This window comes from Polaromonas sp., from assembly GCF_039930745.1.
Lineage (GTDB): Bacteria > Pseudomonadota > Gammaproteobacteria > Burkholderiales > Burkholderiaceae_C > Polaromonas.
In genome coordinates this window covers 1-20,662 of record NZ_JBDTTH010000076.1, presented here as the reverse complement: position 1 = coordinate 20,662, position 20,662 = coordinate 1, and the positions used below count along the sequence as shown (strand labels likewise).

22 protein-coding genes are annotated in these 20,662 nt (G+C 62.4%); 13 read left to right on the top strand and 9 right to left on the bottom strand.

Annotation, left to right across the window (positions count from 1 at the left end):
* Positions 1 to 254 precede the first annotated feature (254 nt).
* Entirely contained in the window at positions 255 to 1,121 is an 867-nt protein-coding gene (locus ABI660_RS18195) for an amidohydrolase family protein (RefSeq protein WP_348070715.1), read from the top strand.
* A gap of 87 nt (positions 1,122 to 1,208) precedes the next feature.
* Here ABI660_RS18195 and ABI660_RS18190 read toward each other — a convergent pair whose 3' ends face one another.
* On the bottom strand, positions 1,209 to 2,099 hold the full coding sequence (locus ABI660_RS18190; protein ID WP_348070713.1) for a LysR family transcriptional regulator: 891 nt from the start codon (positions 2,097 to 2,099) through the stop codon (positions 1,209 to 1,211).
* A 127-nt stretch (positions 2,100 to 2,226) separates the two neighbouring features.
* On the opposite strand from ABI660_RS18190, the gene ABI660_RS18185 reads away from it, so the two are divergent.
* The 3 genes from ABI660_RS18185 to dbpA are packed head-to-tail and all read left to right on the top strand — an operon-like array spanning position 2,227 to position 5,305.
* Positions 2,227 to 2,886, top strand: coding sequence for a glutathione S-transferase (locus ABI660_RS18185; RefSeq protein WP_348070711.1), 660 nt, complete (start codon positions 2,227 to 2,229; stop codon positions 2,884 to 2,886).
* On the top strand, positions 2,883 to 3,848 hold the full coding sequence (locus tag ABI660_RS18180) for a pyridoxamine 5'-phosphate oxidase family protein (protein ID WP_348070709.1): 966 nt from the start codon (positions 2,883 to 2,885) through the stop codon (positions 3,846 to 3,848). Before ABI660_RS18185 ends, ABI660_RS18180 begins: the two co-directional genes overlap by 4 nt.
* Positions 3,849 to 3,871: 23 nt before the next feature.
* Complete coding sequence (dbpA, locus tag ABI660_RS18175; protein WP_348070707.1) at positions 3,872 to 5,305, top strand: ATP-dependent RNA helicase DbpA; 1,434 nt, start codon at positions 3,872 to 3,874, stop codon at positions 5,303 to 5,305.
* A gap of 49 nt (positions 5,306 to 5,354) precedes the next feature.
* On the opposite strand, the gene ABI660_RS18170 is transcribed toward dbpA, so the two are convergent.
* Complete coding sequence (locus ABI660_RS18170) at positions 5,355 to 5,984, bottom strand: cysteine hydrolase family protein (protein WP_348070705.1); 630 nt, start codon at positions 5,982 to 5,984, stop codon at positions 5,355 to 5,357.
* Positions 5,985 to 6,083: 99 nt separating this feature from the next.
* Here ABI660_RS18170 and ABI660_RS18165 point away from each other — a divergent pair, with 99 nt between their 5' ends.
* Together ABI660_RS18165 and ABI660_RS18160 are read left to right on the top strand one after the other, a co-directional pair.
* Entirely contained in the window at positions 6,084 to 7,082 is a 999-nt protein-coding gene (locus ABI660_RS18165; RefSeq protein ID WP_348070703.1) for a helix-turn-helix domain-containing protein, read from the top strand.
* A gap of 370 nt (positions 7,083 to 7,452) precedes the next feature.
* On the top strand, positions 7,453 to 8,325 hold the full coding sequence (locus tag ABI660_RS18160) for a transglutaminase family protein (RefSeq protein ID WP_348070701.1): 873 nt from the start codon (positions 7,453 to 7,455) through the stop codon (positions 8,323 to 8,325).
* Positions 8,326 to 8,349: 24 nt separating this feature from the next.
* Here the strand turns inward: ABI660_RS18160 and ABI660_RS18155 are convergent, their stop codons facing one another.
* Complete coding sequence (locus ABI660_RS18155; RefSeq protein ID WP_348070699.1) at positions 8,350 to 9,114, bottom strand: SDR family oxidoreductase; 765 nt, start codon at positions 9,112 to 9,114, stop codon at positions 8,350 to 8,352.
* A gap of 303 nt (positions 9,115 to 9,417) precedes the next feature.
* Here ABI660_RS18155 and ABI660_RS18150 point away from each other — a divergent pair, with 303 nt between their 5' ends.
* Positions 9,418 to 9,675, top strand: coding sequence for a DUF6139 family protein (locus ABI660_RS18150; protein WP_348070697.1), 258 nt, complete (start codon positions 9,418 to 9,420; stop codon positions 9,673 to 9,675).
* Positions 9,676 to 9,692: 17 nt separating this feature from the next.
* On the opposite strand, the gene ABI660_RS18145 is transcribed toward ABI660_RS18150, so the two are convergent.
* Positions 9,693 to 10,940, bottom strand: a complete 1,248-nt coding sequence (locus ABI660_RS18145) for a DEAD/DEAH box helicase (RefSeq protein WP_348070695.1) — start codon at positions 10,938 to 10,940, stop codon at positions 9,693 to 9,695.
* A gap of 139 nt (positions 10,941 to 11,079) precedes the next feature.
* Here ABI660_RS18145 and ABI660_RS18140 point away from each other — a divergent pair, with 139 nt between their 5' ends.
* Positions 11,080 to 11,421, top strand: a complete 342-nt coding sequence (locus ABI660_RS18140; RefSeq protein ID WP_348070693.1) for a DUF6172 family protein — start codon at positions 11,080 to 11,082, stop codon at positions 11,419 to 11,421.
* On the opposite strand, the gene ABI660_RS18135 is transcribed toward ABI660_RS18140, so the two are convergent.
* The 5 genes from ABI660_RS18135 to fdxA all read right to left on the bottom strand — a co-directional run bounded on the left by ABI660_RS18135 (position 11,418) and on the right by fdxA (position 15,246).
* On the bottom strand, positions 11,418 to 12,017 hold the full coding sequence (locus ABI660_RS18135; protein WP_348070691.1) for a 3'-5' exonuclease: 600 nt from the start codon (positions 12,015 to 12,017) through the stop codon (positions 11,418 to 11,420). The two genes, ABI660_RS18140 and ABI660_RS18135, sit on opposite strands and share 4 nt — an antisense overlap.
* A gap of 13 nt (positions 12,018 to 12,030) precedes the next feature.
* Positions 12,031 to 13,227 (bottom strand): amidohydrolase family protein, encoded by a 1,197-nt coding sequence (locus tag ABI660_RS18130; protein ID WP_348070689.1) that lies wholly within the window; start codon positions 13,225 to 13,227, stop codon positions 12,031 to 12,033.
* Positions 13,228 to 13,283: 56 nt separating this feature from the next.
* Complete coding sequence (locus ABI660_RS18125; RefSeq protein ID WP_348070687.1) at positions 13,284 to 13,973, bottom strand: TetR/AcrR family transcriptional regulator; 690 nt, start codon at positions 13,971 to 13,973, stop codon at positions 13,284 to 13,286.
* Positions 13,974 to 14,105: 132 nt separating this feature from the next.
* Positions 14,106 to 14,879, bottom strand: a complete 774-nt coding sequence (locus ABI660_RS18120; RefSeq protein ID WP_348070685.1) for a ferredoxin--NADP reductase — start codon at positions 14,877 to 14,879, stop codon at positions 14,106 to 14,108.
* A 37-nt stretch (positions 14,880 to 14,916) separates the two neighbouring features.
* Positions 14,917 to 15,246 carry a ferredoxin FdxA gene (gene fdxA / locus ABI660_RS18115; RefSeq protein WP_348070683.1) on the bottom strand — a complete coding sequence of 110 codons (330 nt, stop codon included), beginning with the start codon at positions 15,244 to 15,246 and terminating at the stop codon, positions 14,917 to 14,919.
* 259 nt (positions 15,247 to 15,505) lie between these two features.
* Between fdxA and ABI660_RS18110 the strand changes: the two genes are divergently transcribed.
* The 5 genes from ABI660_RS18110 (at position 15,506) to ABI660_RS18090 (ending at position 20,599) form a co-directional block, all read left to right on the top strand.
* Complete coding sequence (locus ABI660_RS18110; protein ID WP_348070681.1) at positions 15,506 to 17,128, top strand: 6-hydroxynicotinate reductase; 1,623 nt, start codon at positions 15,506 to 15,508, stop codon at positions 17,126 to 17,128.
* 10 nt (positions 17,129 to 17,138) lie between these two features.
* Positions 17,139 to 18,056: a UPF0280 family protein gene (locus tag ABI660_RS18105; protein ID WP_348070679.1), complete on the top strand. Its 918-nt coding sequence runs from the start codon at positions 17,139 to 17,141 to the stop codon at positions 18,054 to 18,056.
* A 21-nt stretch (positions 18,057 to 18,077) separates the two neighbouring features.
* Entirely contained in the window at positions 18,078 to 18,719 is a 642-nt protein-coding gene (locus tag ABI660_RS18100; protein ID WP_348070677.1) for an amino acid synthesis family protein, read from the top strand.
* A 45-nt stretch (positions 18,720 to 18,764) separates the two neighbouring features.
* A complete protein-coding gene (locus ABI660_RS18095; protein WP_348070675.1) occupies positions 18,765 to 19,349 on the top strand; it encodes an amino acid synthesis family protein in 585 nt (194 codons plus the stop codon).
* Positions 19,350 to 19,414: 65 nt separating this feature from the next.
* A complete protein-coding gene (locus tag ABI660_RS18090) occupies positions 19,415 to 20,599 on the top strand; it encodes an ABC transporter substrate-binding protein (RefSeq protein ID WP_348070717.1) in 1,185 nt (394 codons plus the stop codon).
* The last annotated feature ends 63 nt before the right edge of the window (positions 20,600 to 20,662 follow it).

Sequence of the window (20,662 nt, the reverse complement as noted above, 5' to 3'; positions counted from 1 at the left end):
TTCGCCTCGCGCATGACCTTTTTGACTCGCAACGCATCTTGCATAAATAGTGTGAACAGGCCCTGGTGGCTTGAACCCGTATTGTGCAGGGTTTTGTTATAAAAATGATAGCTGCTTTCGCCCGTTGGATAAGGGCTAAGGCGGATTTAATGCTAAGCAGTGCGCTGGCCGGCCCATGCTGGCGGCTACGCCGACATAGCTGCCATTGGTTGAGGTACTGGATAAAACCGGCCGTTCGGGACCAGAATAAGCGCATGTCCAAAGCTGTTCTCACGTACATGCGCCAGCCGTCCGCAACCCGGCTGGTGCTGCCGCCCGGTGCCTGCGATGCCCATGTGCATGTGTTCGGCCCGGCTGCGATTTTTCCCTTTTCCCCCGACAGTGCCATTACGCCGGCCGATGCGCCCAAGGAAACGCTGTTTGCGCTGCATCGGCAGCTGGGCATCACGCGCTGCGTGATCGTGCAGTCGCTGGTGCATGGTTTTGACAACACCGTGGTCGAGGACGCAATACGCGCGGGCGGTGGCCGTTACCTTGGCGTGGCACTGGTGCCGCATGATGTGAGCGATGCCGAACTGCAGCGCCTGCGGGCCGCCGGCTTTCGCGGTGTGCGCTTCAACTTCATGCCACCCCTGGGCCAGGGCGCCAGCGTGCAGCAGGTGGTGGCGCTGACGCAGCGCCTGGCGCCGTTGGGCCTGCACCTGCAAGTGCATTTCGACGGCAGCCTGATCCACGAGCTGGCGCCGGTGCTCAGGCAATCGGCCGTGCCGGTGGTGATTGACCACATGGCGCGGCTGGACGCCACGCTGGGCGAAAACCATGCCGATTTCCGTGCGCTGTGCGCGCTGCTGGAAGATCCGCGTTTTCATGTGAAGCTCAGCGGGGTGGACCGTGTGTCCCCGGCTGCCCCGTACGCCGAAGGCGTGGCACTGGCGCGCCGCCTGCTGCAGGAGTTTCCGGAGCGCTGCTTCTGGGGCACCGACTGGCCGCACCCCAACCACCACCATGTGCCCGACGACGGCCAACTGGTGGACCTGCTGGCGATGATCGCGCCGACCTTGCCGGCGCTCGAAGCGTTGCTGGTGCACAACCCGCAGCATTTTTACAGCTTCGAGGCATGAGCGGCGCCTTGCATTAGCTATTAAAAAGGTAGCCGCTTGTGCCTGCAGGTAAAGGGCTGTAGGCCTTTTTCGTATAAAAAGCGGGCTTCAGCCCTGGAAAGGCCGGAGCTCCTCCTTGATCCATTCGATGAACACCCGGGTGCGTTTGGGTAACAAACGTGCGTGCGGGTAGACCACGTGGATGGGGCGGGGCGGTGGTTCGAAATCTTCCAGCACGCAACGCAGATGCCGGCTTTCCAGGAAGGGCGCCACCTGGTACGAGAAAAACATGCCCAAGCCGGCACCGGCTGCGCAGGCCTCCACCGCCGGCGCAATCTGGTTGAACGCCAGGTTGCCGCTGACGGCCAGGCGCAGTTGCCGGCCCTTGTCGTTGAAGGGGCCCCAAGTAGTGGCGTGATCGGTGACGCGCACGCAGTTCAGCTTGAGCAGGTCCCTGGGGTGCCGGGGCACGCCGTGCCGGCGCAGCCAGGCCGGGCTGGCCACCACCATGCGCCGTATCTGGCCCACGGGCTGCGCCACCAGACTGGAATCGTCCAGCGCGCCTATGCGTATGCCCACGTCGATGCCTTCTTCCAGCAGGTTCACCACGCGGTCCAGCAGCACCATGCTGCAGCGCATCTTGTCGTACTTCTGCACAAAACGCGTCACCGCGGGCGCCACATGCATCTGGCCGAACAGCATGGGTGCGGTGATGGTCAGGTGGCCGGCCGGCTCGCCGGCGTCGGCGGTCAGCGCCGCCTCGGCGTCTTCCAGCGTGGCCAGCAATTGGCGGCAACTTTCCAGGTGGCGCCGGCCCTCCTCGGTCAGTGAAATGCGGCGCGTGCTGCGGTTGAACAGGCGCACGCCCAGTTGCGCTTCGAAAGCGGCGAGCGTGCGCACCATGGCTGGCAATGACGAGTCCATGACGCGTGCCGCCGCCGTCAGGCTGCCCTCGTCGGCAATATGAATAAAGGCCTGCATGGCGCGGAGTTTGTCCATGGCCCGCATGTTAATTCATCCGATTATCGGAGCAGTCAAATCCATTTTTCTCCATTTATTCATTCAAACGGATCAAACAGAATAACGCTCATTCCTTCACTTCCTGTCCACTTCCTGAAAGATTTCCATGCATGCAGCCACACTCTCCACCCCATCCGCTCCGGCCCAACCCATCCGCCTGTACCGCTACGCGCTGTCCGGCCATTGCCACCGGGTCGAGCTGTTTTTGTCCCTGCTCGGCCTGCCGATGGAAGCGGTCGAGGTAGACCTGGCCACCGGCGCGCACAAGACGCCCGCCTTCCTGAGCATGAATGCCTTCGGCCAGGTGCCGGTGATCCAGGACGGCGAGTGCATGCTGGCCGATGCCAATGCCATCCTGGTGTATCTGGCCGGGCGTTACGCAGAGCGGCCCGGGCAATGGTTGCCGCAAGAGCCGTTGGCCGCTGCGGCCGTGCAGCGCTGGTTGTCGGTGGCTGCGGGCCAGCTTGCTTTCGGCCCGGCGGCAGCGCGTGTGACCCAGCTGTTCAAGCGGCCGGACAACCTTGAGGCGATAACGCGCGCCCATGCCCTGTTCGAGGTGATGGAGCAGCAGCTGGGCCAGTCCCTCTTTCTGGCGGGCGGCACGCCCACCCTGGCCGACATTGCCAACTACAGCTATGTGGCGCACGCGCCCGAAGGCAATGTGTCGCTCAAAGCTTATCCGGCACTGCGCGCCTGGCTGGCCCGCATCGAGGCGCTGCCGCGTTTTGTGCCCATGGTCAGAACCCCGATCGGGCTGGCGGCATGACCCCGCCCGCATTTCACGAAGGCGAACGCGCCGTGCAGGCGCGCCTGGGCGTGCAGGAGCGGCTGGCACAGATAGGCCCGCAGGTGATTCGCGACTTCATGCCCGACCAGCATCGCGCCTTTTTTGAACAGCTGCCTTTTCTGATTGCCGGCACGGTGGATGCCGATGGCCAGCCCTGGGCCTCGGTGCTGGCGCAGCCGCCCGGCTTCATTCGCTCCCCTGATGCGCAGCACCTCGTGGTGCGGGCGCAGCCGCTGGAAGGCGATCCCCTGAAGCGCACGCTGGCCGATGGTGCGCCCATCGGTTTGCTGGGCATTGAGCCGCAGACTCGGCGGCGCAACCGCATGAACGGCGTGCTGCGCGAGGTGAGTGCAGCGGGGTTCACGGTGGAGCTCAGCCAGAGTTTTGGCAACTGTCCCAAATACATCCAGGCGCGCGAGGCGGTGTATGTGGAAAGTCCGCCAACCGCTCGCCCCGCCGTGCATGCGGCCACACACCTCGATGCAGCCGCGCGCCGCATGGTGGCCGCAGCCGACACCCTGTTTATTGCCACGGCCTATGCCGGAGACGATGCACAGGCCGGCCGGGCGGGTGGGGTGGACGTGTCGCACCGTGGTGGCAAGCCTGGTTTTGTGCGGGTGGACAAAGATGGCACGCTCACCATGCCGGATTTTCTGGGCAATTTTTTCTTCAATACCCTCGGCAATATTGCGCTCAACCCGCGCGCCGGTTTGCTGTTCATCGACTTTGCCAGCGGTGACCTGCTGTACCTGGCCGTGCATGCCGAAATTATTTGGGAAGGTGCCGAGCTGGAAGCTTTTTCCGGCGCTCAGCGTCTGCTGCGTTTCAGGGTGCTGTCCATGAAAAGGGTAGAGGCATCGCTGCCTCTGCGCTGGGGGCTTGCGGTGTTGTCGCCGGTGCTGCAAGCTACCGGTCAGTGGGGGCAATCCGCAGGGGCCTGAGGGGCGGGCGCCGATAATGGGGGATGACCTCTTCCTCTTCTTCCTCAGCCCCTTCCGATTTCAGCAGCCTCTCCCTGCCGGCCCACGTGCTGGCCAACCTCCAGCAGTTGGGCTACCTGTCCATGACGCCTATCCAGGCGGCCAGCCTGCCGGTGGCGCTGCTCGGCAAAGACCTGATTGCCCAGGCGAAAACCGGCAGCGGCAAAACCGCAGCCTTTGCACTGGCCCTGCTGGCCAACCTCAACGCGCGGCGTTTTGCCGTGCAGGCCATGGTGCTGTGCCCGACGCGTGAGCTGGCTGACCAGGTGGCCACGGAAATCCGTCGCCTGGCGCGGGCCGAGGAAAACATCAAGGTGGTGGTGCTGTGCGGCGGTGTGCCGCTGCGCAACCAGACCGCCAGCCTGGAAAACGGTGCGCACATTGTTGTCGGCACGCCGGGCCGCATCATGGACCACCTGGCGCGCGGCAACCTGAACCTGGAAGCCATGAACACCCTGGTGCTCGACGAAGCCGACCGCATGCTGGACATGGGCTTTTTTGACGACATCGCGACCGTTGCCAAACAGTGCCCGAAAGAGCGGCAGACCCTGCTGTTTTCGGCCACTTACCCCGAAGGCATTGCCAAGATCAGCCAGCAGTTCATGAAAGCGCCGCAAACCATCACGGTGCAGGCGCAGCATGAAAAAACCAAGATCCAGCAGCGCTGGTACCAGGTGCCCGACAGCGACCATGACGAAGCCCGCCTGGGCGCCGTGGCGCAGGTGCTGCGCCACTTCCGTCCGGCCAGCACGCTGGCGTTTTGCAATACCAAGTCGCAGTGCCGTGCGTTGGTCGCTTATTTGAAAGAGCAGGGCTTCAGTGCGTTGGCACTCTTTGGCGAACTCGAACAGCGTGAGCGCGACCAGGTGCTGGTGCAATTTTCCAACCGCAGCTGTTCGGTGCTGGTGGCCACCGACGTGGCCGCGCGCGGGCTGGATATTGCGCAACTGGCGATGGTCATCAATGTGGACGTGACGCCGGACGCCGAGGTGCACATTCACCGCATCGGCCGCACCGGCCGCGCCGACGAAGAAGGCTGGGCCATCAGCCTGGCCAGCATGGACGAGATGGGTTATGTCGGGAAAATTGAGGTGCTGCAGAAAGCCGAGTCCGAATGGCACAAGCTCAGTGAGCTGACGCCGGCCAGCAACGAGCCGCTGCTGCCGCCCATGATCACGCTGCAGATCGTCGGCGGCCGCAAGGAGAAGATCCGCGCCGGTGATGTGCTGGGCGCGTTGACCGGCGAAGCCGGCAATGTGCCGCCTTTCACGCGTGAGCAGGTCGGCAAGATCAACGTCAATGAATTCTCAACCTATGTCGCAGTGGACCGCGCCATTGCCAGCCAGGCGCAGCAAAAGCTGGCCAACGGCGGCGTCAAGGGCAAAAGCGTCAAGGTGCGTTTCATGGACGAAGCCTGACGGCCTTTCCTTGTGGGAAAGGGGCAAGCTGCCCCGATCTTTCCGAAAGTCATCTCAAGGCAAGCGCAGCCTGGTTGGATGCAAGGATATTGCCCTTCTCCAGCGAACGGCCTGCTTGCACAGCGTCGATCCATTGGTCCGTGGCGGCAACGGCCGCAAACGTGGTGTGAAACACCACGCTGAATACGCGGTGGATCTCTTCCGCCGTTGCGCTGCCGGCCGTGTTGGCGTAGGGCAAGGAACCTGTGGCGTCCTGCAAAAACTCCACCTGCAGGCCGCGGTGCATGGCTTCAAAAATCGTTGAGGCATCGCAGTTGTGCGTCATGTAGCCGATCACGGTCAAGGTATCGATCTGCTTTTCTTTCAGCCAGTCCGCGAAGCCGGTGCCGGTGAAGACGCTGGGCCAGGCCTTTTCGATGTAGTGGTCGCGCGGGCGGCTTGCGACGACCTCGTTGAGCTCCCAGGTAGGGGAGCCCTTGGCGAACAGGGGCGCACTTGCCACCGCGCTGTGTTGGACCACCACCACCGGAATACCCGCCGTGCGGGCGGCGTCCATGGCCCGGCCGATGTTGGGCAGGGATTGCTGCACGGGTGGGTGCGTGATCAGCAGATTGCCGGTGAAGTACTCGTTTTGTACGTCGATCACCACAAGGGCGCGGCGGGGGAGAGTGGTGGTCATGGTTGTTTCCTTAAGGCGAGTGGTTGATGAGATGAATTGTTCGCCTCCGGCCGTTTTCGCGAAAGTGGCCCAATAGCCATAAATCGATAGAATCGGGCCATGCGTGACGTTTCATCCAGAACATCCAGAACCCGCCCGGCGCAGACGGTAGCGGTCGTCGCTTTCGACGGCATCAGCCCGTTTCACCTTTCGGTGCCCTGCCTGGTTTTTGGCCAGGAAATGGGCGGCGCGGACATGCCGCTCTTCAAGCTGCTGGTGTGTGCATCAGAGGAGGGGCCCTTGCGCACGCCGGCCGGCTTTTGCGTCGATGGCGTGCACAAGCTCTCAGCCATGGCGCGGGCCGACATCGTCATCGTGCCCTCCTGGCACAGCCCGAACGAGAAGAATTACCGGGCGCCACCCGAAGCCTTGCTCAAGGCGCTGCGTGCGGCGCACAAACGCGGTGCGCGCATCGTGGGCTTGTGTGTGGGGGCTTTTGTGCTGGCCGAAGCCGGCCTGCTCGACGGCCGGCCTGCCACCACGCACTGGGCGCTGGTACCCACTTTTGCGCAGCGTTATCCGCAGGTCGAACTGCGGCCCGATGTGCTCTACGTGGACGACGGCGATGTGCTCACTTCGGCGGGCACGGCCGCGGGCATTGACTGCTGCCTGCACTTGCTGCGCACCGATCATGGCGCCGAAGTGGCCAATCACATGGCGCGGCGCATGGTGGTGGCGCCGCATCGCCAAGGCGGGCAGGCGCAGTATGTGGAGCAGCCGCTGCCTGCTTCCGGCGCGGACCACCGGCTGGCCGATGTATTAGCCTGGGTGCAAAAACACCTGAACCGGCCGCACAGCCTGGATGAACTCGCGCGCCGCGCCTTGCTTTCGCGGCGCACGTTCACGCGGCACTTTCGGCAGGTCACCGGTACCACGGTGGGCCAATGGCTGCTGAACCAGCGGCTGGCGCTTGCACAGCGGCAACTGGAATCCACCAGCCGCAGCATCGAGCAAATAGCGGTAGATGCCGGCTTTGGCACCGCCGTGTCGCTGCGCCAGCACTTTGCCGCCTCGCTGAACACCTCGCCCTCCACTTACCGGCGTGAATTTCGCGGTTGATGGCGAATATTTAAGCAAAAAAGAGCCCTGGCCCTTGCTGGTTGGGTGCAAGCGGCTATCAAAACAGTAGCGATCAAGATGCTGGCCAGACCCCGCGCAGGCAGGCCTGGGCGTTCCGCTCGCTGTCTGTAGGCAAAGGCCTCTTCCAGAGGTGAGGTCCGAGCGTCGCGCGAGATGCGCCACTGGCGCCAGTGCCTTGGCCGCTTGGCCCGAGTTGCCTGTAGGGTCGTTTTTGGCGCGCACAATCGACCATGCGCCACGACGCGCTGCGCTAGCTGTCATGCGGCAGCCCTATCCGTTTCCGCCGCCCTGCCGCGGCATAAGCAGCAGGTTTCAGCCGGCCGCGTCCCCCACTTCAGGAAGACAACATATGGTCAGGCTAGGATTTTCGATTGAACTGAATTACCAGGTGGCTGACGCTGGCTGCGATTTCATTTTCAACATCCATGCGGCGCAGACGCGCCAGCAAAACGTGATCGGTGAAACCCTGGGCATCAGCCAGGTGTTGCAGCCCGAGCTGTATGCCGACCCAGTCAGCCACAACCGCTACCTGAAGTTCAGGGCCACCCCCGGGCCGCTGACTGTCAGCTACGGGGCCACGGTGGACATCCAGCATCACCAGGAAAAGCCCGAGAACCTGGGCGAGGTTGGCGTGCTGCAACTGCCCGGGCAGGTGCTGGCATACCTTTACCCCAGCCGTTATTGCCAGTCGGACCGGTTGCACCGGCTCGCCGTCAAGGAGTTTGGCCACTTGCGCCAGGGCTACAGCCGGGTGCAGGCGATCCGCGACTGGGTCAACCAGCGCGTGACTTTCACCTCCAACAGCTCGACCGGCTACACCACGGCGGTGGACACGCTGATCGACGAAGCCGGCGTGTGCCGCGACTTTGCGCACCTGATGATTGCACTGTGCCGTGCGGTCAATATTCCGGCGCGTTTTGTCAGCGGTATCGACTACGGTGCCGACCCGGCCCTCGGCCCCACCGATTTCCATGCCTATGTCGAGGTGTATGTGGGCCACCGCTGGTACATGTTTGATCCGTCGGGCACGGCGATCCCCATGGGCTTTGTGCGTTTTGCCACGGGCCGCGACGCGGCGGACGCTGCGTTTGCGACGATGTTCGGCGGCGTGAGTTCCTCTGCGCCGCTGATTCGCATCGAAGCGCTGCCGGACACACAGGGCCAGCTGGTGCTGCCGCAGCACGTGCTCGAAGGCTTGTCGACCGCCGGCGCGGAAGACTGAATATTCTCGCGTCGCGCCCGCAGCTCAGCGCGCGTGGGTCACACCGCCGTCAACCACCAGGGTCGAGCCGACCACATAGTCGCCGGCGCGCGAGGCCAGGTAGATGGCCGCGCCCGCCATGTCGGCATCTGTGCCCACGCGCCCCGCCGGAATGCGTGCCGCCACCGCCTCGCCGTGGTCCCGGGCGTCCTTGTTCATGTCCGAGGCAAACGCACCCGGCGCGATGGCGCTGACCACGATGTTGTCCTTGACCAGCTGCATGGCCATGCGCCGCGTCAGCTGGATCAGGCCGGCCTTGCTGGCGGCGTAGGAATAGGTTTCCATAGGGTTGACAGAAATCCCGTCAATCGAGGCAATGTTGATGACCTTGGCCGGCCGCTGCTTGCCTGATTTGCGCAGGGCGCCGATCAGGGCCTGCGTCAAAAAGAACGGGGTCTTCAGGTTCAGGTCCACCACCTTGTCCCAGCCGTTTTCCGGAAACTCGTCAAACGGGGCGCCCCAGGCGGCCCCGGCGTTGTTCACGAGGATGTCCAGCTGCGGCTCGCGTGCGCTGTAGGCTGCGGCTAGGGCGCGTGCGCCTTGGACTGTGGAAACATCGGCTGGCAGCGAAACGCAATGCCCGAGGCTGGAGAGTTCTTGGGCGGTCTGGTCGCAGGCGGCGGCCTTGCGCGCTGAGATGTAGACGCGCGCGCCCTGTGCCAGAAAGCCGGCTGCAATCATGCGGCCAATGCCGCGCGAACCGCCGGTGATCAGTGCCGTGCGGCCCTGGAGGGAAAAAAGATCGTTCATGGAGCGGCTCCGGTCAGGTTGGCGGAAGAATTTGCCATGCAGCTTAGCGCGCATGGTCCGGCCACGGCGTCACCTGGGTGTCAGGATTTGATGCCAAATTGGCCTTCAGCCCTTATGGGCCGAGCGCAAGCAGCTATCAAAATAGAAGCAATCCAGAAGGCTGCCTGACTCCATGCGTTGGATCACGGATCGGGTTTGCCGGCCTGCACAGCCCGCATGGCCGTGCCAGGGAAGGGGTTTCTCCTACACGGGAAAAGCGCTGTGGCGTTAAGGTAGACGAACCGCAGTTGCAAAGGAGAAACCATGCGCGTGGATATTTATCGCCGAGCCGAATCCAACGATCAATTTTCTTACCTCGCGGTGCCCGCGGGACGGGTGATTCCCGAGGAAGCCACCAACACCGATTGGGAAACCGAAGTCCGGGCCGTGGAAATGGGAGAGCAAGCCGAGCAGGTCAGCCATTACGCCATTCCCCAGCCCGAAGAGCAGATTGCCGAAAAAGGCTATGCCATCACCCGCGTCAACGGCGCTGCCAACGGGTCCCGCCGCAAAAAAACCTGACCTTATGAGAGCCAGACTCAAGCCTCGCGGCTTGCCGCGGCCCTGAGTTTGTCTTTTTTGCTGGGGCGCTTGCCCTTGATGCCGCCAGTGGAAGGTGGGCTCGCGTCTTCCCCGGTGGTCACCGCCTGTTGCGGCTCGAATCCTGCCACCTGCTCCAGTGCAAGCTTCAGCTGTTGGCGTTTTTCGATCAGGCGCCAGTGTGCCCGGGTGTCTGCACTGACAAAACTCAGGGCCAGCCCGCTTTCACCGGCGCGGCCGGTGCGGCCAATGCGGTGGATGTAGTCCACCGCGGAGCGCGGCAGGTCGTAGTTCACCACCACGGGCAGCTGCGCAATGTCGATGCCGCGTGCCGCGACGTCGGTGGCCACCACCACCTTGAGCCGGGATGCCTTGAAGTCGGCCAGCACCTGGGTGCGTTTGCCCTGGCTCAGTTCGCCGTGGAAAGGCTCGGCATAAATGCGGACCTTGCGCAATTTGTCGGCCACGATTTCGGCCGCATGTTTGGTGGCCACAAACACCAGCACCCGGCGCCAGCCGTTTTGCGCGATCAGGTGCCGCAACAACTGGGTACGCCGGCTCGCGTCCACCGCGATGGCGCGCTGCACGATGTCGGGGGCCTGCTCCGGCTCCGACACCACTTCAATCCGGACGGGCTCGCGAAGCAGTGTTTGCGCCAGGGCCTGCACGGCCGGCGGAAAGGTGGCCGAGAAAAACAGGTTCTGGCGCTGCGCCGGAAGCAGCGCAAGAATGCGGCCGAGTTCCTCGGCAAACCCCAGATCAAACAGCCGGTCGGCTTCATCGAGCACCAGCGCACTGACGCCGGACAGCCTGACTGCGTTGTTGTCCGCCAGGTCCAGCAGACGCCCGGGCGTGGCGACCACGATGTCGGCCCCGCCGCGCAGGTTCATCATCTGCGGATTGATGGAAACGCCGCCGAACACAACAGCAACCTTGGGGGCATGCGGCAGGTGTTGCGAGAGGACGCGGATTTCTTCGCCCACCTGGGCAGCAAGCTCGCGTGTCGGCACCAGGACCAGGCCGCGAACCTTGCGCGGTTTTTCGTGCGGACCCTGCTGCAGTTGCTGCAGCAGCGGCAACACAAAAGCTGCGGTTTTGCCGGAGCCGGTTTGCGCCGAACCCAGCACATCGCGGCCCTGCAGGACGGCCGGAATGGTTGCCGCCTGAATGGGCGTGGGCACCAGGTAGCCGCGAAGGCCGACAGCGCGCAGCAGGGCAGGGGACAGGCCCAGGGAAGAAAATGGCATGAGGGTGGGCTTTGTGAAGAGGCGGCGGCAAAGGCCCAGTTTAAGCGGTCGCGCCACGAAGGGCTGTCGCCGGGCCGCATAATCGACAGCTTGCGAATCACGTCCGTCCGGGCTGATACAGACCCCCCGAAAGGCAACCGTGAAAAAAACATTCAAACTGGCCGTCGAAGGCAAAAACCGTGACCGGGTGCTCGACGCCGTCAAACACGACATCCGCAAATACGTCAAACGCCAGCGCCGCGTGCCCCTGCCGGAAGGCGTTGATTTCTGGGATTTTGACTGCCGCTTCGGCCTGAGCGAAGCGCAGGCAGAGCCCATTCACTTCGCAACCATCATTGCGCTGGTGGACGCGGCTGCCAAAGAGGGCGCCGATGCCTTCTATCTCGAGATGCTGGCCAAAACCGGCCACCGCAGCGCCAGGCCCAGGCCGGTGGATGAAGCCGACGGCGACGCAGACGCGCCGGCACCCGGCAGCTCTTAAGCCACCGGCGAGCCCAGCGCTTCAAAAACCAGCAACGCCGCCCAGGCGTCGTTGGCTGCATAGACCAGCTGGCTCTCCGTCAGGTGGCGGTTGGCCCAGTTGGAGGTGGTGGCTTTTTTGGATTTCAGGAAACGCCGGTTGAACAGCACGGCCACGGCGCCGCGAACACCGATCTCCTTGGCATAACCCCGTTTCCTGAAAACCACGTTCAGGTCCAGAACATTGCGCGGCTCCACTCCCAGCGTGCGGCGGATCTGCTGGTGATCGCCAGCCAGGCCAAAACCGACCTTGGTGGTGTGTTCCGATTCCAGCAAGGCGGCCACCACCTCGCGGCAGCGCGTTTCAAACAGCTGAAAAACATACGCTTTGTAGGGTGTGGCCAACTGCACCACGTGCGGGCCTTCGGAAACCTGGTCGCGGAAAAAGGTCGGCTTGGACTCGGTGTCAAAACCCAGTACGGTGCAGGCAGCCAGCACCTTGAAGGCGTCGTTGGCCTGCTGCGCCGTGGCGACCAGCACGATGTTGTGCAGCGCCAGCCGGTCCAGCGGCTCCAGCAACGCGAGTTCGTCGCGCGTCGGTGAGGCAAATTCCGGCATGGTCAGCGAAGTTTCAGGCCGGTTCCACCACGCTGGGGATGGTGGTGGCGGGCGGTGTGTTGCGGCTGCGCCCGCAGCGCACGATGCCGTCGATCATGACCATGCCCACACCGGGAATATCGCCGAGCTGCACGCTGTCGAGCAGGTTCAGGCCGGACGAATGCTGCGCCTTGTCCATGAACACGAAGTCCGCATCGCGGCCTACTTCGACCAGCCCGCAATTGAGCTTGCGGATGCGCGCGGTGTTGCCGGTGGCAAAGCAGAAGGCCAGCTCGGCCGGAATGTTGCCGAGACTGGACAGCAGCGAGATGAGCCGCAGCATGCCCAGCGGCTGCACGCCGGAGCCGGCCGGGCCGTCTGTGCCCAGAATCACGCGGTGCGGGCATTTGAGCTGCAGCGCGGCCTGTGCCGCGGCAATCGCCACCTTCTCATTGCCGTTGTGCACGATTTCAATGGCGCGCGAGGACTTTTCACAAAGTTCGCAGACATGTTGTTCCGACAGCGCCGTGTGGCCGCCGTTGATGTGGCCGATGACGTCGGCATCGGCCTCCAGCACCACGTCCTTGTCGATCAGGCCGGAGCCGGGAATGGAAGGGCCACCGGTGTGGATGGTGCTCTGGATGCCGTACTTGCGCGCCCACGCCACCATTTCCTGGGCCTCATAACCGGCCTTGACCGAACCCAGGCCGACTTCGCCGAGCAGGGTGACGCCGGCCTCGGCCAGGTCCTTGAAATCCTGCTCGACCATGCCTTTTTCAATGATGGGCGCGCCGGCCAGCACCTTGACCCCACCGGGACGGAAATTGTCAAACGCGCGCTGCGCGGTGATGGCCAGGGCTTTCAGCCCGACGATGTCCTTGGGACGCCCGGGAAGGTGCACTTCGCCAGCCGAGATCATGCTGGTAACGCCGCCGTGCATGGTGGAATCTATCCAGCCGATCTGGTTTTGGCGCGGTGTCCAGTCGCCGAAGACCGGGTGCACATGGCTGTCGATCAGGCCCGGGCAAACGCAGGTCTGGTGCGCATCAATCTCGGTGTGCGCGCCTTCTGTATCGCAGTCTTTGGCCTTGCCGACAGTCACGATCAGGCCATCGTTCACGACAATCGTGTCCGCGTCGAGGATGGGTTTGTCGATATCCCCGGACAGCAGCAGGCCAATGTTCCTGATCACGACTTTCCCGGATTTTCCGGTCGATACAGCTTCTGCCATGTTGTTTGCCCTCTCAAAGGTCGTGGATGGAAATGTCCGCCGGCGGCGCGGACAGGTCAGGGATTTTTCATCACGGTGCGCAGCACGGTGGTGGTGATGAAGGCCTGCCACTCGGTCATGGCTTCAGGCGTTTGCAAATCTTCACCAAGAAAGGCCGACAGCGTGTGGCGGTTGGAAATATAGAAGTAGCCTGTTGCTGCAATCAAGAGGTAGACATTGCGTGCGGACACATCGGCACGAAACACATTTTTCTTGACGCCGCTTTCGAGCAGCTGGCGAATGATGGCGATGGCGGGCGATGAGTATTCGCGCGCGCGCATCGATTTGGAAATATGTTTGCCGCGGTGCAGGTTTTCGGTGTTGAGCAGCGTGATGAACTCCGGGTTCTTGCTGTAATAGGTCACGACAAAACGGATGACCTCCTTGAGCGATTCCACCGGCTGCTCCAGATCGAGATCGAGCTCCAGCTCGGCATCGTTCATCCGGCGGTACATGTCTTCCAGTACTTCGATGAACAGGCCTTCCTTGCTCCCGAAGTAGTAATAGATCATCCGGTCGAATGACTTGGCCGACTGCGAAATCTTCTCCACGCTGCCGCCTTCATAGCCATAACGCGCAAAGACTTTGGTGGCAGCACGCAGGATGTTGTCGCGTGTGGTCTGCGCTGCCTGCTCCCGCACGCCCGTCCGTTTGGCCGGCGCACGCTTGGCGGCAGACGGTCGGGGCTTGGTGCTTTTGACAGTCATGGATTCTCGTGAAATGTGGGGGCTCTTTCCCAACCAGCCGGGGCCGCGGATCTGGCTTTGCCAGTCCGCAGGCGCAGCGTCCCCTCGGGGGGCAGTGCAGTACGCGCAGCGACAAACGTGGGGGCCATCATTTCACTGTTCAGCGAAAGCGCGCTCAATCACAAAGTCGCCGGGCTTGGAGGTATTGCCTTCCGCAAAGCCGCGTTTTTCCAGCATGTGTTTCAAGTCTTTCAGCATGCCCGGGCTGCCGCAGATCATGACCCGGTCAGTTGCCGGGTCCAGCGCGGGCAGCTTCAGGTCCTCGAACATCTTGCCGGTTTCCATCAGGTCGGTCACGCGGCCCATGTTGCGGTAGCTCTCGCGGGTGACGGTTGGGTAATAAAGCAGCTGCTTGGAGACGAGGTCGCCGAGAAATTCATGCTGCGGCAGGTGGTCCACCACCAGGTCATGGTAGGCCAGCTCCTCAGTTTGGCGCACGCCGTGCACCAGGACGATCTGCTCGAACTGTTCGTAGGTCGCAGGGTCGCGGATGATGCTCATGAACGGCGCCAGTCCGGTTCCGGTGGACAGCAGATACAGGCGCTTGCCGGGAAGCAGGTAGTCGATCACCAGCGTGCCGGTCGGTTTGCGGCCGACGATGATGGTGTCGCCGACCTCGATGTGCTGAAGCCGCGATGTCAGGGGGCCGTCGGCCACCTTGATGCTGAGGAATTCGAGGTGCTCTTCGTGGTTGGGGCTCACGATGCTGTAGGCTCGCAGCAGCGGTTTGTCGTTGACCCGCAGGCCAATCATCGTGAAATGCCCATTGCTGAAGCGCAGGGATTTGTCGCGGGTGGTGGTGAAAGTAAACAGGCGGTCGGTCCAGTGGTGGACGGACAGGACACGTTCTTCGTTAAAGGCGCTCATGGTGTGAAGGAAGGGCTGTAGGTACAGGGGTTGATTGTCAGTGATCCGGATGGATGCTCGCCAGCTTACCGGTTTTGTCTTTCCACAAGTCCGCGGTGGCCAGGGGTGCCATCCGCTTTGTGATGGTCGGCCAGTTTCTCGCCAGGCGCGCGTTCAGTTCCAGGAAGGGTTCGAGATCCACCGGCGTGTCGGTGTCTGCATAAATGGCATTGACCGGGCACTCCGGAATACACACGGCGCAATCGATACACTCGTCCGGATCGATCACCAGGAAGTCTGGCCCTTCCTTGAAGCAATCCACCGGGCAGACGTCCACGCAGTCCGTGTATTTGCATTTGATGCAGGCATCGGTGACGACATGTGTCATGAGGTCCTTGAGGGATGTCTGCCGGGAGCTTGCAGGGGAGGGCGCCGGCCATTCATGGCTGCAATGTGCCACACAAATGTAGTGAACGCAACATTTAAATGTAGTGTGAATAACATTTTTGTTGAAAACGGAATTTGGCGTGTAAACGCTATTGCATGGCCCATCCGGATGCGCTACATTGATCCGAAATGTAGTGGGTGCAACATGAAAATTAAGCAAGTGCTACATGCCGGATAAGGGCAGCACAAGGGCCAACACGATGACCGAGCATACAAAAACGGATGGACTGCCAGGCATGGATTCCCCGGGGCTGCCCCAAGTCCTGGAAAAAGCCAGGCCGCGCAGCGAGCGGATGAACAGCGAAAAGATCGAGTGCAATGCCTGTCCGGTGCTGTGCCAGATTTCCGAGGGCCGCAGCGGTGCTTGCGACAGGTACGCCAACCAGGGCGGCACGCTGATCCGGGTCGATCCCGTGCTGTTGCTGCGCCGCACCCTGGCCGAAGGCGAGCCGGTGCTTGTGCCATTTTCCGGCCGTGTGGCTGCGGCGGAGCCTGCCGTGCCGGCAGATGCACCGGCAACTGCGCACTGGAACGGTGACCTTCTGCTGGCCGACGAAGTGTTTGTTACCGGTGTGGGCTCCTCGACAACTTACCCCGATTACAAGCCGGCCCCCTTCATTGTTTCTTCCAAAGCCGCAGGTGTGGACCTGGTGACGGTGGTGACGGAGGGCATCTTCAGTTATTGCAGCCTCAAGGTGAAGATTGATACGGATCGTTTCCTGGGGGCCGAGCAGGCCAATGTGCGCTGCAAGGGTGAAGTTGTCGGGCATGTGACCACGGCGGAATACGGCTCCCAGATGCTCTCGCTCGGGGGCGTGCATCACCTGACCGGTGGCAGCAAGAAGGAAGGCCGTGTCACGGTCGAGATGATGAAGGCGCTGGGCAACAAGGAGCCGGCCGAACTCACGATTGACGGTGGCTCCCAGATCGTGATCCAGGCGGGCCGGGCGCCCATCGTCAACGGGGTGGAAGAAAAACGCATGCGGGTCGGCTGCGGTTCGGCCACCATCGGCATTTTTGCGAAGCAGTTTTTTGGCAAGCTTGACGAGGTGGTGGTGGTTGACGACCACATCACCGGTGTGCTGACCGAGCACCAGGCGGGGCGCTGTCTGGACATGCGTGCCTCAGGCATCCGGATGCGGGGGCGTAAATCAACGCCGGGGCGCTACTTCCAGGTGGCCAACCCGGGAACGGGCTGGGGCGGAACGGACATCGCCGACCCCCTGTCCATCATCGAGGGATGGGAGCCCGAGACGGCATGGCCCGGCCAGCGCCTGCTCATGACCTCGACCACCGGGGAGCACGCCAGCTGGTATGTCCTGAATGACGAGCTGTGTCCCGTCGAGCAGGACATGCCCGAAGAAGTGCGCCGCATTGTCGAGCGCATCGGCGAGAACTGCGAGCCTTCGCTGACAACCGTGCTGTTTCTCGGCGGTGCCGGCGGCAGCCTGCGCGCCGGGGTCACCGAAAATCCCGTGCTGCTGACCCGCGCCATCAAAAGCGCCCTCGTCAATGTCACCTGTGGCGGCGCGCCTGCCTACATCTGGCCTGGTGGCGGCATCACCGTGATGGCCGATGTCATGCGCATGCCTGACAACAGCTTCGGCACCGTGCCCACACCGGCCATCGTCGCGCCGATTGAATTCAGCATGAAGCTCGAGGACTACCGCGCGCTCGGAGGCCACATGGACCATGTGCGCAGCCTCGAAGATGCACTGCGCCGGGGTGCATGGCACAACGAAGGTGCGCCCACTGCCCGTGTGTGGGCACCCCTGCCGGCAGCCAATCCCTGGCCGCTGGCGCGGCCTCCCCTGCTTGGCTGAGGCAAAACGGATGAATGCCCAACGCACCTTGCTGCCCGACGGTCGCTGGCATTTCCAGCATGGCCCGATGGATATTGTCATTGGCGCGAGCGGCAACGCCGAGGCGCTGGAGCTGGCGCACACCGACGCCTGGCTGCGTTTTCGCAGCATCCTGGATGAACTGGTGCAGGAGCTGCCTCTCTTGCGACTCCCTGTGCGCGGCGAATGCCCCGTCCGGGGCCCGGTTGCCAGGCGCATGTGGCATGCCTGTCAGCCTTACAAGAGCAGTTTCATCACTCCGATGGCGGCCGTTGCCGGCGCAGTGGCACAGGAGCTGGTGGGCTGTTACACCGCAGAGGGCATCACGCGCGCATGGATCAACAACGGCGGTGACATTGCCTTGCACCTGACACCTTCCCAGTCCGTCCGCATAGGCCTTTACGCAGATCTTGCGCGCCTGAACGTGGAAGAGATTGTGGAAGGCGTCCGGACCGATGGGCAGTTTGAAGTGTCGAGTGTGCAGCCTGTACGCGGTGTTGCCACCAGCGGCTGGCGTGGCCGCAGCTTTTCACTCGGCATCGCCGACAGCGTTACCGTTCTGGCGCGCACCGCGTCTGAAGCCGATGCCGCGGCGACCGTGATTGCCAACGCCGTTGATGTGCGGGATGCGCGCATCCGGCGTAAACCGGCGTGCGAGCTGAAAGACGACACCGATCTGGGAACCATTCCGGTCACGGTCGATGTGCCACCGCTGGAGCCGGCGCTGGTGCAGCAGGCGCTGCGCGCAGGCCTCAGGCGTGCAGAGGCCTTGCGTGCCGCGGGACTGATCTGGTCTGCCGCGCTGGTTTGCCAGAATCAGCTGATGACCACTGATGCGGCAACTGCTGGCGCACGCGAAAACCGGCACGCCGACAATCCGGCCATGCAAGTTGGTTCAGTATTTGCTTAATGAATGGATGGACACCAACCCATGATTGAAATAAGACGCATCTTCACGCATGTGGAGCAGATCCGGCATGAGTTTGGTCCGGTCGCCAAGGTGCCTTTGTTGCGTGGCGCCATTGCAGCCGTGCTGACCAACCCCTTTGCAGGCCGTTATGAGCCCGACATCCTGCCGATGATGGATGAACTGCAGCCTGTCGGTATCGACATGGCCGAACGCCTGCGCGCTGCGATGGATGTGCCAGCAGACCGTATCGAGGGTTACGGCAAGGGTGCGATCATCGGTGCGGCGGGTGAACTGGAGCACGGCGCGCTCTGGCATGTGCCGGGAGGCTACGCCATGCGTGAACTGCTGGGCTGGAAGGGGGATCGGCAGGCCTATGCCAAGGGGCAGGCTGAAGAAAAAACCGGGCAGCCCGGCAATGCGTTGTCCATCGTCCCTTCCACAAAAAAAGTAGGTGGGCCGGGCGCTGCGCTGGATGTGCCGATGACCCACGTCAATGCCAGTTATGTGCGCAGCCATTTCGATGCCATCGAGGTACGCGTTCCCGGTGCGCCGCTGGCAGATGAAATTATTTTTATTCTTGCGATGAGCACCGGTCCGCGTGTTCATGCGCGTGTCGGTGGGCTGGCGGCGCAGGCCATCAGCAAGTGGGACGGTTTGCGCTGAGTCACCGCTGGCACCCTGACAATACACAAGGCATTAGGAAAAATCATGACAGCCACAATCAGGAAAATCATTGTTCAGGTGGATGAGGTCCGCATGGAAATGGGAAAAGCGGTGAACCCGCCCACACGCCGGGCCCTGGCCATGGCGGTGATCGCCAACCCCTTCGCCGGCAGGTATGTCGAGAACCTGGACGAGCTGGTGGCCATCGGTGAAGAGCTCGGTGGCCTGCTGGGCAACAAATGCGTCGAGGCTCTGGGCATTTCGCCTGGCCAGGCGCAGAGTTATGGCAAGGCCGCCATTGTGGGCGAAGCCGGCGAGCTGGAACACGCCGCAGCCATCCTGCATCCCAAACTGGGGGCTCCGCTGCGCGCGGCGGTTGAAAAAGGCGCCGCCCTTGTGCCTTCCAGCAAAAAACGGGGCGGCCTCGGAACGGCCATCGACGTTCCGCTCGGGCACAAGGACGCCGCTTTTGTGCGCAGCCATTTTGATGCCATGGAGGCGCGTGTCGCTGATGCGCCGCGCGCCAACGAAATTGTGGTTGCTGTCGTCGTCACAGACAGCGGCCGACCTCTACCGCGCGTGGGCGGCTTGCAGATCCACGATATCAAAGGTGAAGACGGGCTTCGCTGACCGGCCGTTTCACTACCCCTTCCGATCCACGACAAGCAGGAGTTTTTATGAAGATGCAATACAAGATGCTGGGTGCCATGACTCTTCTGGGTCTGGCCTCGCTGGGGGCCGCCCACGCGCAAGGGGTCATCAAGATAGGTGAGATCAACAGCTACAAGGCCCAGCCCGCCTTTCTCGAGCCCTACAAAAAGGGCATGGAGCTGGCGGTCGAGGAGATCAACGCCAGCGGTGGCATCAATGGCAAGAAGGTCGAGCTGATTGTCCGTGACGACAACGCCAACCCGGGCGACGCAGTGCGCGCTGCCGAGGAGTTGGTATCGCGCGAAAAGGTGGATGTGCTGACGGGTTCCTTTCTCTCGCACATTGGCCTTGCACTGACGGATTTTGCGAAGCAAAAGAAGTTTTTCTTTCTCGCAGCCGAGCCTTTGACCGACAAGATCGTCTGGCAGAACGGCAACCACTATACCTTCCGTTTGCGTGCCTCCACCTACATGCAGGTGGCGATGCTGGTGCCGGACGCCGCCGCGATGAAGAAAAAGCGCTGGGCCATCGTGTACCCCAACTACGAATACGGCCAGTCCGCGGCAGCCAGCTTCAAGAAGCTGCTCAAGGAAGCCCAGCCCGATGTTGAATTTGTTGCCGAGCAGGCGCCACCGCTGGGCAAGGTGGACGCTGGCAGCGTGGTGCAGGCCCTGGCTGACGCCAAACCCGATGCCATCTTCAATGTGCTGTTCGGCGCTGATCTGTCGAAGTTCGTGCGCGAGGGCAACACGCGCGGCCTGTTCCAGAGCCGCGAAGTGGTGAGCTTGCTGACGGGTGAGCCTGAATACCTCGATCCGCTGAAGGACGAAACACCCAACGGCTGGGTAGTCACCGGTTACCCTTGGTACGGCATCCAGACGCCTGAGCACAAGGCCTTCTTTCTGGCTTACCACGGCAAGTACAAGGACTATCCGCGCCTCGGCTCCGTCGTCGGCTACAGCGCCATCATGTCGCTGGCCGAAGGCATGAAAAAAGCCAAGTCCACCGACACTGAAAAGATGATTGCAGCCTTTCGTGGCCTGAAAGTCACCACGCCGTTTGGTCCTGTCGTCTACCGTCCCGAAGATCACCAGTCCACCATGGGTGCTTATGTCGGACGCACGAAGAACGATGGTGGCAAAGGCGTGATGGTGGATTACCGCTATATGGACGGTACGAAGTTCCAGCCGTCGGCCGCAGAGGTCAAGAAGTTGCGCGCCGCCGAATAATTCCATTCCTAAATCATCCGTGCACTTTGTCGGCTTCGCTAGCCGTACGTCTGTACTGTCGTC

Excerpts from the sequence above, each read along its gene's own strand:
- ABI660_RS18180 (WP_348070709.1), top strand. The coding sequence starts at position 2,883 with ATGACCCCGCCCGCATTTCACGAAGGCGAACGCGCCGTGCAGGCGCGC.
- ABI660_RS18165 (WP_348070703.1), top strand. The coding sequence starts at position 6,084 with ATGCGTGACGTTTCATCCAGAACATCCAGAACCCGCCCGGCGCAGACG.
- ABI660_RS18120 (WP_348070685.1), bottom strand. The coding sequence starts at position 14,879 with ATGAGCGCCTTTAACGAAGAACGTGTCCTGTCCGTCCACCACTGGACC.
- ABI660_RS18155 (WP_348070699.1), bottom strand. The coding sequence starts at position 9,114 with ATGAACGATCTTTTTTCCCTCCAGGGCCGCACGGCACTGATCACCGGC.
- ABI660_RS18160 (WP_348070701.1), top strand. The coding sequence starts at position 7,453 with ATGGTCAGGCTAGGATTTTCGATTGAACTGAATTACCAGGTGGCTGAC.
- dbpA (WP_348070707.1), top strand. The coding sequence starts at position 3,872 with ATGACCTCTTCCTCTTCTTCCTCAGCCCCTTCCGATTTCAGCAGCCTC.
- fdxA (WP_348070683.1), bottom strand. The coding sequence starts at position 15,246 with ATGACACATGTCGTCACCGATGCCTGCATCAAATGCAAATACACGGAC.
- ABI660_RS18135 (WP_348070691.1), bottom strand. The coding sequence starts at position 12,017 with ATGCCGGAATTTGCCTCACCGACGCGCGACGAACTCGCGTTGCTGGAG.
- ABI660_RS18100 (WP_348070677.1), top strand. The coding sequence starts at position 18,078 with ATGATTGAAATAAGACGCATCTTCACGCATGTGGAGCAGATCCGGCAT.
- ABI660_RS18095 (WP_348070675.1), top strand. The coding sequence starts at position 18,765 with ATGACAGCCACAATCAGGAAAATCATTGTTCAGGTGGATGAGGTCCGC.
- ABI660_RS18105 (WP_348070679.1), top strand. The coding sequence starts at position 17,139 with ATGAATGCCCAACGCACCTTGCTGCCCGACGGTCGCTGGCATTTCCAG.
- ABI660_RS18185 (WP_348070711.1), top strand. The coding sequence starts at position 2,227 with ATGCATGCAGCCACACTCTCCACCCCATCCGCTCCGGCCCAACCCATC.
- ABI660_RS18195 (WP_348070715.1), top strand. The coding sequence starts at position 255 with ATGTCCAAAGCTGTTCTCACGTACATGCGCCAGCCGTCCGCAACCCGG.
- ABI660_RS18090 (WP_348070717.1), top strand. The coding sequence starts at position 19,415 with ATGCTGGGTGCCATGACTCTTCTGGGTCTGGCCTCGCTGGGGGCCGCC.
- ABI660_RS18110 (WP_348070681.1), top strand. The coding sequence starts at position 15,506 with ATGACCGAGCATACAAAAACGGATGGACTGCCAGGCATGGATTCCCCG.
- ABI660_RS18125 (WP_348070687.1), bottom strand. The coding sequence starts at position 13,973 with ATGACTGTCAAAAGCACCAAGCCCCGACCGTCTGCCGCCAAGCGTGCG.
- ABI660_RS18145 (WP_348070695.1), bottom strand. The coding sequence starts at position 10,940 with ATGCCATTTTCTTCCCTGGGCCTGTCCCCTGCCCTGCTGCGCGCTGTC.
- ABI660_RS18150 (WP_348070697.1), top strand. The coding sequence starts at position 9,418 with ATGCGCGTGGATATTTATCGCCGAGCCGAATCCAACGATCAATTTTCT.
- ABI660_RS18190 (WP_348070713.1), bottom strand. The coding sequence starts at position 2,099 with ATGGACAAACTCCGCGCCATGCAGGCCTTTATTCATATTGCCGACGAG.
- ABI660_RS18130 (WP_348070689.1), bottom strand. The coding sequence starts at position 13,227 with ATGGCAGAAGCTGTATCGACCGGAAAATCCGGGAAAGTCGTGATCAGG.
- ABI660_RS18170 (WP_348070705.1), bottom strand. The coding sequence starts at position 5,984 with ATGACCACCACTCTCCCCCGCCGCGCCCTTGTGGTGATCGACGTACAA.